Origin of the sequence: Massilia sp. ZL223 (genome assembly GCF_018119395.1) — a bacterium.
In the GTDB taxonomy this organism is placed as follows: Bacteria; Pseudomonadota; Gammaproteobacteria; order Burkholderiales; family Burkholderiaceae_D; genus Telluria.
In genome coordinates this window covers 1-13,268 of the sequence record NZ_JAGPWD010000019.1, presented here as the reverse complement: position 1 = coordinate 13,268, position 13,268 = coordinate 1, and the positions used below count along the sequence as shown (strand labels likewise).

At 65.6% G+C, this 13,268-nt stretch carries 11 protein-coding genes; 7 read left to right on the top strand and 4 right to left on the bottom strand.

The genetic code is table 11. The features are described from left to right. Nucleotides 1-2 precede the first annotated feature (2 nt). The 3 genes from KBW95_RS13135 to KBW95_RS13125 all read right to left on the bottom strand — a co-directional run bounded on the left by KBW95_RS13135 (nt 3) and on the right by KBW95_RS13125 (nt 2,835). Complete coding sequence (locus KBW95_RS13135; protein ID WP_211526556.1) at nt 3-404, bottom strand: YXWGXW repeat-containing protein; 402 nt, start codon at nt 402-404, stop codon at nt 3-5. Nucleotides 405-639: 235 nt separating this feature from the next. Then, entirely contained in the window at nt 640-984 is a 345-nt protein-coding gene (locus tag KBW95_RS13130; protein WP_211526555.1) for an energy transducer TonB, read from the bottom strand. 72 nt (nt 985-1,056) lie between these two features. Then, entirely contained in the window at nt 1,057-2,835 is a 1,779-nt protein-coding gene (locus KBW95_RS13125) for a methyl-accepting chemotaxis protein (RefSeq protein ID WP_229429731.1), read from the bottom strand. A gap of 577 nt (nt 2,836-3,412) precedes the next feature. Between KBW95_RS13125 and KBW95_RS13120 the strand changes: the two genes are divergently transcribed. Continuing rightward, nucleotides 3,413-4,357 carry a DapH/DapD/GlmU-related protein gene (locus tag KBW95_RS13120; protein ID WP_211528456.1) on the top strand — a complete coding sequence of 315 codons (945 nt, stop codon included), beginning with the start codon at nt 3,413-3,415 and terminating at the stop codon, nt 4,355-4,357. After that, nucleotides 4,354-4,914 carry a hypothetical protein gene (locus tag KBW95_RS13115; protein ID WP_211528455.1) on the top strand — a complete coding sequence of 187 codons (561 nt, stop codon included), beginning with the start codon at nt 4,354-4,356 and terminating at the stop codon, nt 4,912-4,914. The genes KBW95_RS13120 and KBW95_RS13115 overlap by 4 nt, the downstream gene beginning before the upstream one ends. 52 nt (nt 4,915-4,966) lie before the next feature. On the opposite strand, the gene dusA is transcribed toward KBW95_RS13115, so the two are convergent. After that, nucleotides 4,967-5,956 carry a tRNA dihydrouridine(20/20a) synthase DusA gene (dusA, locus tag KBW95_RS13110; protein WP_211528454.1) on the bottom strand — a complete coding sequence of 330 codons (990 nt, stop codon included), beginning with the start codon at nt 5,954-5,956 and terminating at the stop codon, nt 4,967-4,969. Nucleotides 5,957-6,337: 381 nt separating this feature from the next. Here dusA and KBW95_RS13105 point away from each other — a divergent pair, with 381 nt between their 5' ends. The 5 genes from KBW95_RS13105 (at nt 6,338) to KBW95_RS13085 (ending at nt 13,203) form a co-directional block, all read left to right on the top strand. Next, complete coding sequence (locus tag KBW95_RS13105) at nt 6,338-8,512, top strand: tetratricopeptide repeat protein (RefSeq protein ID WP_211528453.1); 2,175 nt, start codon at nt 6,338-6,340, stop codon at nt 8,510-8,512. Continuing rightward, a complete protein-coding gene (locus KBW95_RS13100; RefSeq protein ID WP_211528452.1) occupies nt 8,509-9,684 on the top strand; it encodes a DegT/DnrJ/EryC1/StrS aminotransferase family protein in 1,176 nt (391 codons plus the stop codon). Before KBW95_RS13105 ends, KBW95_RS13100 begins: the two co-directional genes overlap by 4 nt. A gap of 253 nt (nt 9,685-9,937) precedes the next feature. Next, nucleotides 9,938-11,104 (top strand): FMN-dependent L-lactate dehydrogenase LldD, encoded by a 1,167-nt coding sequence (gene lldD / locus KBW95_RS13095; RefSeq protein ID WP_211528451.1) that lies wholly within the window; start codon nt 9,938-9,940, stop codon nt 11,102-11,104. 267 nt (nt 11,105-11,371) lie between these two features. Further along, nucleotides 11,372-12,226, top strand: a complete 855-nt coding sequence (locus KBW95_RS13090) for a flagellin (RefSeq protein WP_211528450.1) — start codon at nt 11,372-11,374, stop codon at nt 12,224-12,226. A gap of 92 nt (nt 12,227-12,318) precedes the next feature. After that, nucleotides 12,319-13,203, top strand: coding sequence for a hypothetical protein (locus tag KBW95_RS13085; RefSeq protein ID WP_211528449.1), 885 nt, complete (start codon nt 12,319-12,321; stop codon nt 13,201-13,203). The last annotated feature ends 65 nt before the right edge of the window (nt 13,204-13,268 follow it).

Here is a 13,268-nt window from a genome sequence, read left to right as displayed (position 1 = left end):
GCTTAATAGCGGTTCGGGTTGCGCGGACGCGCGTCGAAGCGGTTCGGCACGCCGTCGCCATCGCGGTCGCGGCGGGCGGCGACCCGTTCGCCGTGGCGCCAGCCGCCGCGCTCCAGGTACCAGCCACTGCTGTCGCGGCGCCACTCAGGACGCTGGTAGGCATAGCCCGGACGATCGCGCTCCCAGTGGCCGCTGACCCACACATGGCGGCGGCCGTTCCAGTCCCAGTAACCCGGCACCCAGTCGTAGCCGCGGCGTGCGGCCGGCACGGCCTCATGGCGCGACGCCGGCGGGGCCTTGTGGACCACCACGACTTCGGTGTGGATCGCAGCATCGGCCTGAGCCGGTGTGAAGGCGGCGGTGCCGATCAGGACGGCGGCGGTGGCGGCGAGAATGCTTTTCATGGTGCTCTCCTTTCGGTTGGTGTGAGACCACTATAGCGAGCCGGGCCGGCGGGATGGGCGAATGAAGGAAGTTATTACAGCCGATACATGAGGCCACAAACCTGTAACAGCGGCGACGAATGTAAAGCGGTGTAAAGCGGGCCGGGCGGCCGGGGGATCGTGCGGGAGGGATACTGCGAGGGTGAGGCGGAAACGACAACCGGCCCCTGAAGGGCCGGCTGCGGAGAACAACAGATTAGTCCAGCTTCCAGGCGTAGTCGACCTTGGTCCAGGTCTGGGCCGGTGCGCCGTCCTTGGTGCCCGGCTTGAACTTGCAGCCGGTCAGGCCTTTGATCAGGGCCTTGTCCAGGTTCTTGAAGCCACTCGACTTGTCGACCTTCGAATCGGCCACCGTGCCGTCGGCGTTGACCAGGAACGACGCCGAGGTGGTGCCCTGCTCTTCGTTCATCAGCGAGGCCTTCGGGTATTCGATCGCGCACTTCTTCGGGTCGAACGATGCCGGGACTTCAGCGGCGAAGGTGGAGGCGCAAGCGCCGGTCAGGGCCAGGGCTGCGAACAGCTTCACGGACAGGTTTTTCATGTTGTTTCCCCAAAAAGTTGATATATGTTTTTCAGTCTCTAGCCGGCTCTCGGGCCGGCCTTTCTTAAAATCCTAGAACTCTTCCCACTCGTCGTTGCCGACGGTGGCGGTGCTCTTCTTCGGCTTGGCGACGGTCTCCTCGTCACCCTTTTCCGCACTCGGCGCGGCAGCCTTGGCGGCCGGCTTCTTCAGCGCCGGCGGGGCCGTGCGCTTGGCTGCGGGACGCGGCACCACGGCAGTCGTGGCGGCCGGCGCCGGTGCAGCCGGTTCGAACTGGAACTGCTCGCCTTCTTCCAGCTTGAAGATGCTGACCACGCGGGCCAGTTCGCCGGCCTGGTCCTGCAGGCTCTGGGCGGCGGCGGCGGCTTCTTCCACCAGCGCGGCGTTCTGCTGGGTCATGCTGTCCATCTCGATGATCGACATGTTGACCTGCTCGATGCCGGCGCTCTGCTCGGCGCTGGCGTTGGCGATCTCGCTCATGATGTCGGTCACGCGGCGCACGCTGGCCACCACTTCGTCCATCGTCACGCCGGCCTGGCCGACCAGCTTGGTGCCGCGCTCGACCTTCTCGACGGAGTCGCCGATCAGGGTCTTGATCTCTTTCGCCGCCGCTGCCGAACGCTGCGCCAGGTTGCGCACTTCCGAAGCGACCACCGCGAAGCCGCGGCCCTGTTCGCCGGCACGTGCCGCTTCCACCGCGGCGTTCAGCGCCAGGATGTTGGTCTGGAAGGCGATGCCGTCGATCACGCCGATGATGTCGGCGATCTTGCTGGCCGAGTTGTTGATCTCGCCCATGGTGCCCACCACTTGCGACACCACGTCGCCGCCCTTGCGGGCCACGTCCGAAGCGGTCGCCGCCAGGGCGTTCGCTTCACGGGCGTTGTCGGCGTTCTGCTTGACGGTCGAAGTCAGTTCTTCCATCGCCGACGCGGTCTTCTCCAGCGAGCTGGCCTGCAGTTCGGTACGCGAGGACAGGTCGATGTTGCCGGCCGCGATTTCACGCGAGGCGGTGCCGATGGTCTCGGTGCCGCGGCGAACCTGCTCGACGATGCCGACCAGGCTGTTGCGCATTTCCTTCATTTCGACCAGCAGGCTGCCGCGGTCGGATTCCTTGGTCTCGATCGCGATCGACAGGTCGCCGTGGGCGATGCTGCCGGCGATCTTGGCGGTGTAGCCAGGCTCGCCGCCGAGCTGCTTCAGCAGGCTGCGGGTGATGAACCATGCCGCGGCGACGCCCAGCACGAGGGCGGCCACCAGCATCACCAGCATGAAGTTACGGGCGTTGGCGAAGGCGGTCTGGGCATCGACGGCGCTCTGCGCGTTCTGCTTCTCTTCCAGGGCGGCCAGCTGGTCCAGGGCCTCGGTCCACTTCTTCTGCACCGGGCGCACTTCCTTGATCATCACGCGGGTCGCGTCCATGGCGTTGTTCGCCAGGTAGAGTTCCGCGGCCTTGGCGATCGCCGGCATGGCGGCGCCTTCGTATTCCTTGATCTGGGCCAGCAGCTTCTTCTCGCTGTCGCTGGCGTGCTGGGCGAAGATCGCCGACAGCTTGCGCTGCGATTCGTTGTACTTCTCGGTCTGGGCCTTGAACTTGTTCATTTCCGGCTCCATGTCGGCCGGATCGGTCATCAGGGTCAGGACGCGCAGCGAAGCAACACGGTCGCCGACGTTGTTGCGCATGTCGACCACCAGGCCGGTCGAGACGTTGTTCACGCTCACCACCTGCTCCAGACGGTCCTGGATCTGCGCCATGCGCAGGACACCTACCACCGTCACGGCTACCAGCAGAACCAGCACCAGTGCAAAACCGAGGGCCAGCCGGCTGCCGACCTTCATGTTGTTCAAATTCATACGCAGTTTTTCCCTGTAACTATTGATCGGACTCGCCCGGAGTGGATGGCGCCGTGCGACGCATCACGAAGCCTTGCTTTGCGGCTTCGCATATTTCCGACAGGATAAATCAAAACCTTGACCCAAAAGTCAGAAATTGTCCTGCCTACCCGGTCTGTTTCGACCGAACAACAGCGTTAATGTCATGCAACCTCTGGGAATGAAGCGATTATCAAGCCTGACTTGCCGCTGAGCAAGCTTTACGAAACATTGCGTAGACTAAATGCTAAGAAACTGTGGCAATTTGCCGACAGGCAACAAAAAAGAATGAGCGTGCGTGTTTTGTTTCGATAACTAAACGCAAATACATTTCGGCTAAACACCGCAAGACGAAAGCTCAGGGGATGGATGAGTGAACGATGCGGCACGAAGCGGGTTCGCGAAACGGCGAAGTTTCCGTTACAGTCTGTCTGGACGGACAAGCCTCAAGCATGAGCGCGCCCCCGTGAAAAGTTGACAAATGGAAACTCGTGATGCAACGTAGCCGGATGTCACCGGGCTTCCCGCTGTCCACCACTACCGCCGAGGAATGAACGCGATGGAATCCTTCACCACCACGCATATCAAGACGAGCTTGACTGCGCTGGGCATCCCTTTCGAGTCGAACGAGGTCGAGCTCGATCATCTCCGTTTCAAGAGTTTCAGGCGGATCGAACCGCACGGTATTTATTACGCCGAGGGACGCAGCCATGCCGGGATCAGGGAATCCCTGGTCCTGTGCACCGACACCGAAGGCTTCGACGCCTCGAACTGCCTGATCCGGCTCAGCCACCCGCAGCTGGCCTTCTACAAGCTGATGCGCCATTTCCACGGCAAGGAAGGCAGCGCGGGCGTGCATCCCAGCGCCATCGTCGATCCCGATGCCGTGATCGCCCCCGGCGTCGAGATCGGCCCCTATTGCGTGATCGGCAAGGCGGAGCTGCACGCGGGGGTCAAGCTGAGCTCCCACGTCGTCATCGCCGACAACTGCATCCTGGGCGAGAACACGGTGGTCGAGCCGCACTCGACCATTGGCGCCAGCGGCGTGGCCTGGGTCTGGGATGTCGAGACGGGCGAGCGCGTCGTCCAGCCCCAGATCGGCGGCGTGGTGATCGGCAAGAACTGCTTCCTGGGCAGCGACGTCTCGATCGTGCGCGGCTCGGTGAACGAAGACACCCTGGTCGGCGACGGGACCGTCATCGCGCACGGCACCAAGGTCGGGCACGGCTGCACGATCGGCGCCCACAATCACTTTGCCAACAACGTCAGCCTGGCAGGCAATGTCAGCACGGGCGAGCGCTGCTTCTTCGGCTCGGCCGCGGTGGTCAGGCCGATGATCAGCCTGGCCGCGGACACGACCGTCGGCGCGGGCGCGGTGGTGGTCAGCAGTGTCGACGTGCCGCACCAGCTCCTGATGGGCGTGCCGGCACGCAGCACGGAACCCGCGAAGGACAAGCTCAGCGGCGTGCCGAAGAAAAACTCGAACAGGACGGAACAAGCATGAACGCTCACAACCTCAACAGCATCTCCCCCAGCGCCAGGATCGCCGAAGGCGTCGCCATCGGCCGCTTCGTCATCATCGAGGACCAGGTCGAGATCGCGGCCGGCTGCGTGATCGAGGATTTCGCGCTCATCCAGGCCGGCTCGACGATCGGCGCGAACACGAAAGTGGGGACTTATTGCAAGGTAGGAAAGAAAGTCACGATCGGCAGCAACTGCTCGTTCACGGCCTACTGCGAAATCCGCGACGGTTGCGTGCTTGGCAACAAGGTCTCGATGGGCAGCAGGTGCACGCTCTCGGCCGGCACCATCGTCGAGGACGAAGTCATCATGAAATATGCGTTCGTCGTGACCGACACGCCGGTGCTCAGCAAGAACAACGAGAAGGTGGTGGGACGACTGAAGCGGGGATCGAAGTTCGGGGCCAGCGTGGTCATCATGCCGGGCGTGACCATCGGCGCCAACGCGGAAATCGGGGCCTGCTCGCAGGTGCGGCACGATGTGCCCGACAACGAGGTCTGGTTCGGCACGCCTGCGAAGTTCTACCGCAAGAGCGCCTAGCGCGCCCTGCCCCGCCGCGGCCGCGGCCGCCGCAGGGCAGAACGGAACAGGATCAGGCGCGCGCGTCCACCAGCGCCGCCGCCTCGAGCAGCAGGCGCGGATCGCCCGATGCCAATTTCTTAGGATCCGACAGCAGCTGGCGGAAGGCGCGCGCGCCGGGCAGGCCGGCCATCAGGCCAAGCATGTGGCGCGTGACGCTGTTCAGGCGCATTCCCTGGGCGCCATGCTGAGCGAGCTGGGCCGCCGTATAGGCCACCATGGCTTCCAGCACTTCCGCGCGCGACCTGGCCGAAGACGCTTCGCCGTAGAAGCGCTGGTCCCAGTTCGCCATCACATAGGGGTTGTGGTAGGCCTCGCGGCCGAGCATGACACCGTCCACGTGCTCCAGGTGCAGGGCGATTTCCTCGTCGGTCTTGACGCCGCCGTTGATGATGATCTCGAGCTCGGGGAATTCGCGTTTCAGCTGGTAAGCCACCTCGTACTTCAGCGGCGGAATCTCGCGGTTTTCCTTGGGCGACAGGCCTTTCAGAATCGCGTTGCGGGCGTGGACGATGAAGGTCTGGCAGCCTGCCTCGGCGATGGTGCCGACGAAATCGCGCACGAAGCCATAGTCCTCGTTCTTGTCGATGCCGATCCGGTGCTTGACCGTGACGTCGATCGAGACCGCGTCGCGCATCGCCTTCACGCAATCGGCCACCAGCTGCGGCTCGGCCATCAGGCAGGCGCCGAAGGCGCCCTTCTGCACGCGCTCGGACGGGCAGCCGCAGTTCAGGTTAACTTCATCGTAGCCGTAGTCCTGGCCCAGCTTGGCGCTCTTCGCCAGGTCGGCCGGGTCGCTGCCGCCCAGCTGCAGGGCGACCGGGTGCTCCAGCTCGTCGTAGCGCAGGTGGCGCTCGACGTCGCCGTAAACCAGGGCGCCGGTGGTCACCATCTCGGTGTACAGCCAGGTATGACGGGTAATCTGGCGGTGGAACACGCGGCAGTGGCGGTCGGTCCAGTCCATCATGGGTGCTACGCTGAGTGTTCGCTTTCCATACTTCATTGATTACCTGCTAAGCCTTGTTCGGGAATTCGGGGTCCGGCGTCCGGCGCTCGCGATCGGACTTTTGCAAAATTAATTTGCCGCAATGCAGAGGTTCCCGCAGTGGCGGGATGATTGCAGGAGTCGGTGGATCGATGCGAAGTGGCGAGGACTGGCGCGGAAAGCGAGATCTTACCTGAAAAGGCGGCGACGGCTGATACCAAAAAGAAAATACCTCGCTACAGATTGCAAACTTTCAGTTGCGTCTGCACGACAAAAATTTCCCCACGGCACATACGGCGAGTACAATTCCTCGATCTCCTTTTCGCGACGAACCATGAACGCGATGCGCTCTCCGGCAGCCCGGCTGCCCCACCAACTCTTCTCCGCCAGGACGGCTTCATGACCGACAAGCTTGCCGCGCAAATCGACCACCACCGCCGCGCGATCCGCGCCAACCCGCGCGACGCCCGCGCCCATGCCATGCTCGGCCTGGCGCTGCTCAAGCGCGACCGGCTCCAGGACGGGGTCGCCAGCCTGCAGCGCGCGCTCGAACTCCAGCCCGGCCTGGCCGACCTGCACCCGGTGCTGGCCGGCGGCCTGAGCGCGCTTGGCCAGCATGAAGCCGCGGCCGACAGCTACCGCCGCGCGCTGCAGTTCCAGGCCCAGGATGCGGCCCTGCACAAGGGCCTGAGCGTCGTGCTGCGCGAGCTGAAGCAGTTCGACCCGGCCCTGGCCAGCGCCCGCCGCGCGGCCGAGCTGCGCCCGAACGACGCCGAGATGCTGCTGTGCGTGGCGGCCGCCGAGAACGGCCTGGGCGATGTCGATGCCACCGCCGCCACCTTGCGCCGCGTGTGCGAACTCGCGCCCGGCCATGTCGACGCCACCTATGACCTGGGCACCACCCTGATGCGCCTGAAGCAGTTCGAGGAAGCGGCCGCTTGCTTCCGCCGCTTGCAGGAACTCAAGCCGGACCACCAGGAAGGCGCGCTGCGCCTTGGCTTCTGCCTGCTCGAACTGAAACAGCTCGAAGCGGCCGAGCTCAGCTACCGCCAGGCCCTGGCGCTGGCGCCCGACCACCCGGCCGCGCTGCGCGAACTGGCCCTGGTGCTGAAAAAACTTCAGCGGCCGGAAGAAGCCTTCGCCTTGCTGGAGCGCGTCCTCGCGCTTAATCCCGACGACGCCGACGCCCAGCGCTACATGTCGACCGTGTGCTTCGACCTGAACGACTGGCGCCAGGGCCTGCACTGGGGGCATCTTGCGCTCGCCCACAGCGCGGAGCCGGCGAGCACGCACAGCGCCATGCTGTTCATGCTGAGCCATGCCTGCAACGATCCCGAAGTGCTGTTCGCGGAACACCGCAAGTTCGCCGAACGCTGGGAAGCGCCCTGCCTGCCGCAGTGGACCCCGCATGCCAACGACCGCCATCCGCAGCGCAGCTTGCAGGTCGGCTTCGTGTCGGGCGACTTCTTCAACCACGCGGTCGCTTCCTTCATCGAGCCCATCCTCGACGTGCTCAAGCACAGCAACCAGGTCTGCCTGCACGCCTATTCGAACTCGCGCAAGGAAGACAGCCACACCCAGCGCCTGCGCGGCCATTTCGCCCACTGGCACCTGATCGCCGGCCTGGACGACGACACGGTCGAGCGCCAGATCCGGGCGGACGGCATCGATATCCTGATCGACCTGTCCGGCCATACCGCGAACAACCGCCTGACCCTGCTCGCCCGCAAGCCGGCGCCCATCCAGGCGACCTGGATCGGCTACGCCTGCACGACCGGCATGCAGGCCATCGACTATTTCCTTGCCGACCAGTTCCTGCGCCCGAAGGGCCGCTTCGACGACCAGTTCACCGAACAGATCGTGCGCATGCCGCTGGCCATGCCCTTCGCGCCGGACCCGCACGCACCCGCGGTGAACGAGCTGCCGGCGCTGGCCAACGGCTACCTGACCTTCGGCAGCTTCCACCGTGCGAACAAACTCGGCCGTGAAGTGATCGCCCACTGGGCCCACCTGCTGCGCTCGGTGCCCGATTCCAAGCTCCTGCTGGGCGGGATGACGCCGGGCGCGGACACGCGCCTGCTCGCCTGGTTCGAGGAAGAAGGCATCGCGCGCGAACGCCTGCTGCTGCGCCCGCGCGTCGGCATGGGCGAATACCTCAAGATGCACCACGAGGTGGACGTCTGCCTCAGCCCCTTCCCCTACACCGGCGCGACCACGGTCAGCCATGCGCTGTGGATGGGCGTGCCGACCCTGACCACGCTTGGCCCGACCGCCCCCAACCAGGGCGCCGCCTGGGTGCTTGCCCATCTCGGACTGAGCTCCTTCATCGCCGAGGACGCCAAGGCCTATGCGGCCCTGGGGCAGTTCCTTGCCACTAACCCCGCGGCGCTGGCCTCGCTGCGCTCCACCATGCGCGAGCGCTTCGCCAACTCCCTGCTCGGCTACCCAGGCGTCACCGCCGCCGGCGTGGAACTGGCACTGCGCCACATGTGGCAGCGCTGGTGCGCCGGCCAGCCCGCCGCCCCCATCGAGGTCCGGCTCGCCGACCTGTCCAACGAAGAGGAAGCCGCATGAAAACCATCCGCCAAGCCCAGGACCTGGCCATCCACGGCGCCGCGCCGGCCTTCGACCAGCAGCTGCACGTCGGCCGCCCGAACATCGGCGACCGCGAAGCCTTCATGCAGTACGCGGCCGACATCTTCGATCGCCGCTGGCTCAGCAACAATGGCCCGCTGGTGCAGGAACTCGAAGACAAGGTGGCCCGCCACCTGGGCGTGAAGCATTGCGTAGCGATGTGCAACGGCACCATCGCCCTGGAGATCGCGATCCGCGCCCTCGGCCTGGAAGGCGAAGTCATCGTCCCCTCCTACACCTTCGTGGCGACCGCCCATGCCCTGCAGTGGCAAGGCATCACCCCGGTGTTCGCCGACATCGACCCGGCCACCCACAACCTGTCGCCGGCCGCGGTGCGCCGCATGATCACGCCGCGCACCACCGGCATCATCGGCGTGCACCTGTGGGGCCGCGCCGCGCCCGCGGCCGAACTGCAGCAGATCGCCGACGAGCATGGCCTGAAGCTGATGTTCGACGCCGCCCACGCCTTCTCGTGCACCTCGGGCGGCAAGATGATCGGCAGCTTCGGCGCCTGCGAAGTGCTGAGCTTCCACGCCACCAAGTTCTTCAACACCTTCGAAGGCGGCGCGGTCGTCACCAACGACGACGACCTGGCCGCGACCATGCGCCTGATGCGCAATTTCGGTTTCGAAGGCCTGGACCAGGTCAGCCATCCTGGCACCAACGGCAAGATGATCGAGATCGCCGCCGCCATGGGCCTGGCCAACCTGCCGAAGCTGGACGAGGTCATCGCCGCCAACCGCCGCAACTACGAGACCTATGCCGAGGCCCTGCGCGGCATTCCCGGCCTGTCCCTGCTGCGCTACGACGAGAGCGAACGCAACAATTACCAGTACGTCGTGCTCGAAGTGGCCGAGGACTGCCCGGCCTCGCGCGACCGCCTGGTCGAGGCCCTGCGCGCCGAGAACATCATGGCGCGGCGCTACTTCTGGCCGGGCTGCCACCGCATGGAGCCCTACCGCTCGCTGTTCCCGCATGCGGGGCTGGTGCTGCCGGCCACCGAGGCCGTCGCCAACCGAGTGGTCGTCCTGCCGACCGGCCAGACCATGGATGCCGAGATGGTCCAGACGGTCGTCCAGGTGATCCGCACCGTGGTCCAGCACGGGGCCTGAAAAATCCCGCTTTGCGTATGTCTGGAGGAACGCTTGGCTCCTCCAGAATTCACCTGACATCGTCGTGCACGGGTGATATCGCCTGTCTGGCCAGCGCGGACGCGGCCCGAACTTTCGGGCCGGATTCGTGCCCCCTGCCGCCCCTACCTGCCTGCCAGCCAGTTTGCAAGCAAATAGTGCACTCCGAACTATTAAGCCAGGCAAAGTTTCCCGTAGTGCATACTGATCACCCGACTTTTCCCAGTCTGTTGTCGTGATCATTTCCTCCGCCACCGATTTCCGCGCCGCGGCGCAACGCGTCCTGCCGCCCTTCCTGTTCCATTACATCGACGGGGGCGCCGGCGCGGAGGTGACGATGCGCGCCAACGTCGATGACCTGCAAGCCGTCAAGCTTCGCCAGCGCGTACTGCGCGGCTCGGAGGCGCTCGACCTGGGCGTCGAGTGGTTCGGCCAGCCTTATGATTTGCCGATCGCGCTCGCCCCGGTCGGGCTGACCGGCATGTACGCGCGGCGCGGCGAAGTGCAGGCCGTGCGGGCCGCGGACCGCCGCAACATTCCCTTCATTCAATCGACGATGTCGGTGTGCTCGCTGGCCGAAGTCGCGACCCAGGCCTCCAAGCCGCAGTGGTTCCAGCTCTACGTGCTGAAGGACCGAGGCTTCATGCGCGACGTCATGAAGCGCGCCAGCGATCCGGGCGCTTCGACCCTCGTGTTCACGGTCGACACGCCTTTGCCGGGCGCGCGCTACCGCGATGCGCACAGCGGCATGAGCGGTCCGCATGCCGGTAGGCGGCGGATGTTCCAGGCCATGCTGCGTCCGCGCTGGGCGCTCGACGTGGGCCTGTTCGGCCGCCCCCACGATCTCGGCAATATTTCGGCCTACCTCGGCGGCGCCACCGGACTCCAGGACTTCATGGGCTGGATCGGCGCGAATTTCGATCCCGGGATCAGCTGGCAGGATCTCCAATGGATCCGTGACGAGTGGAAGGGAAACCTCGTCATCAAGGACATTCTCGACGAGGAAGATGCGCGCGATGCGCTGGCGTTCGGCGCCGACGGTATCGTCGTGTCGAACCATGGCGGACGGCAGCTCGATGGTGCGCTGTCGACGGCCCGGGCGCTGCCATCGATCGCCGACGCGGTCAAAGGCCGGATGACCGTCTTCGTCGACGGCGGGGTCCGCACCGGCACCGATGTGTTCCGCATGCTCGCGCTGGGCGCCGACGGCGTCCTGATCGGGCGTGCCTTCGTGTACGCCCTGGCGGCCCAAGGGCAGGCCGGCGTCGAACGCCTGCTGGCGATCATGGAGAAGGACATCCGCACGAACATGGTGCTGACCGGCGTGAAGTCTCTACGGGATGTCGGCCCCGATTTGCTTGCCGCATGCGCTACGCCAACCGGCCCGCACACCAGCTCCTGAACCACCCACAGCCCCAAGCGCGCCAAAGCGCCCGTGCGCTGCCGAACCGGCCGACGCCGGCCTTTTCCCCATGCCGTGAGCAATCCGACAAGACCTGAGCCCGGCGGACCATGCGCGCCAGAGGAAAATGCTGCGCTTTTACATTTTTTCGTTTCTTTGAAAAAATTTTTCCATACGGCACTTAATGAACCCGCTCAAGCTGTCGCCTTGTACTGATGAGAGCGCGAAAGCACTCGAGACCCGACCCCCAAATACCAGGAGTTTATAATGCTGAGCCTTCACACCAACGCCGCCGCCCTGTCCGCGCAAAATTCGATCAGCCGCACCCAGAGCTCGCTGTCGACCTCGATGACCCGCCTGTCGACCGGCTTCCGCATCAACTCGGCAATGGACGACGCAGCCGGCCTGCAGATCGCCACCCGCCTGAAAGCACAAAGCTCCGGCATGGCCGTTGCAATGCGCAACACCCAGAATTCGATTTCGATGCTGCAGACCGCCGAAGGCGCGCTGGACGAAGTCACCAACATGCTGGTTCGCATGAAAGACCTGGCCACCCAGGCAGCCGACCAGTCGTCGACCAGCGACGACAAGATCGCAATGCAGGAAGAATTCAACAACCTGGGCCAGGAACTGGGCAACGTCCTCAAGAACACCAAGTTCGGCGGCGAAACCCTGCTGGTCGGCGGCACCGTTGCCAGCGCCATGACCTTCCAGATCGGCGCCGAAACCGCCGAAACCATGAGCGTCGACCTGTCGGCCGCCATGTCGGCAATGGAAAGCGCCGTCAGCACCGCGACCTCGAACTACGCAGCCGCTTCGACCGGCGCATCCGAGCTGACCGCCACCGCCAACGCCACCATCGACCTGCTGAAGACCGCAATCGCCGATGTCGGCACCGTCCGTTCGGGCCTGGGCGCTGCAGCGAACCGCCTGAACCACGTGTACAACAACCTGGCCAACATCAGCACCAACACCAAGAACGCAACCGGCCGCATCATGGACGTCGACTTCGCCAGCGAAAGCGCGAACATGACCTCAAACCAGATGCTGCTGCAAGCCGGCACCGCCATGCTGAAGCAGTCGAACAGCATGTCGTCGATGGTCATGTCCCTGCTGCAGTAATGGCTGCCTCCTGGGCTTAGCTCAGGTTATCATCAAGGGCCAGCCCGCAACGGTTGGCCCTTTTTCTTTGTGGATCCGCTTTTGGAGCCGCTATGGCCAGCATTCCTTCCATCGTCCCCCTTCTCCCCGCGGTCACGCCCTCGCTCCAGGTGGGCGCGGTCGCCGCCGCGGCGCCCGTGGCCCTGACCGCCTTCGAGGCCGGCGACCTGCCCCTGCCCGTCGCGCAAGCCCTGTCCCCGGCGCCGGCGGCGCCCCCTGCGGCCGACGCCGGCCCGGACGGCGCGGCAATGCGGCCGGACCAGGTCTTCATGGCGCGCCAGCTGCATTTCACCCAGGCCGACGGCCCGGCCCTGGCCGCCTCGTGGCGCGCGATGGTGCGCAACTACGGCACCCAGCTGATGAACCGCGAGCTGCGCGCCCACGCTGGCCAGCTGCCGCCCGCCGTCCTGGTGGCGAACCAGGAAGGGCGCGTGCTGCGCCAGGCCGACAGCGGGCAGCTGCCGGCCGACGCCTGGCGCTTCACGGTGCATGCCGGCGGGCCGCGCGACCAGCACCTGCGCGTCATCCAGGAAGGCGCCGACGCCCCGCCCGGCCGGCGCCGGCGCGCACGCGCGGCGCTGCGCCTGGAGCTCGAACTGGCCGACGGCATGGCGGTGGTGCTGCAGGTGGAGCCGATGCCTGGCGGCGTGGCGCTGGAACTGTGCGCGCCGGACGCGCCGGCACTGGCGCGGCTGCGCGAACTGCAGCCGATGCTGGAACAGGCGGTGGCGCGCGCGGGGCTGACGGTGCTGCGCTGGACCTATCGCGACCGGCTGCCGGCCGGGCCGGTGCATGCGCGCATGGCCTCGGGCGACGCGGGCCAGGTGCTGACGCTGCCGGTGTTCCGCGCGGCGGCGGAACTGGCGCTGGTGCTGCCGATGCAGGGAGAGGCTGCGGAAGAAACTGTCACGCGGGCACCCTTAAAGCCGTCCAACTAGCCGAAAACCGTGGGGGCCCCCCCCGGGGGGCCCCCCCGGGTTTGGGGGGGGGTGTTTACCCCCCG

What these genes read in the sequence shown, in the direction of transcription:
- KBW95_RS13135 (WP_211526556.1), bottom strand. Translation starts at nt 404, where the DNA reads ATGAAAAGCATTCTCGCCGCCACCGCCGCCGTCCTGATCGGCACCGCC.
- KBW95_RS13130 (WP_211526555.1), bottom strand. Translation starts at nt 984, where the DNA reads ATGAAAAACCTGTCCGTGAAGCTGTTCGCAGCCCTGGCCCTGACCGGC.
- KBW95_RS13125 (WP_229429731.1), bottom strand. Translation starts at nt 2,835, where the DNA reads ATGAATTTGAACAACATGAAGGTCGGCAGCCGGCTGGCCCTCGGTTTT.
- KBW95_RS13120 (WP_211528456.1), top strand. Translation starts at nt 3,413, where the DNA reads ATGGAATCCTTCACCACCACGCATATCAAGACGAGCTTGACTGCGCTG.
- KBW95_RS13115 (WP_211528455.1), top strand. Translation starts at nt 4,354, where the DNA reads ATGAACGCTCACAACCTCAACAGCATCTCCCCCAGCGCCAGGATCGCC.
- dusA (WP_211528454.1), bottom strand. Translation starts at nt 5,956, where the DNA reads ATGAAGTATGGAAAGCGAACACTCAGCGTAGCACCCATGATGGACTGG.
- KBW95_RS13105 (WP_211528453.1), top strand. Translation starts at nt 6,338, where the DNA reads ATGACCGACAAGCTTGCCGCGCAAATCGACCACCACCGCCGCGCGATC.
- KBW95_RS13100 (WP_211528452.1), top strand. Translation starts at nt 8,509, where the DNA reads ATGAAAACCATCCGCCAAGCCCAGGACCTGGCCATCCACGGCGCCGCG.
- KBW95_RS13090 (WP_211528450.1), top strand. Translation starts at nt 11,372, where the DNA reads ATGCTGAGCCTTCACACCAACGCCGCCGCCCTGTCCGCGCAAAATTCG.
- KBW95_RS13085 (WP_211528449.1), top strand. Translation starts at nt 12,319, where the DNA reads ATGGCCAGCATTCCTTCCATCGTCCCCCTTCTCCCCGCGGTCACGCCC.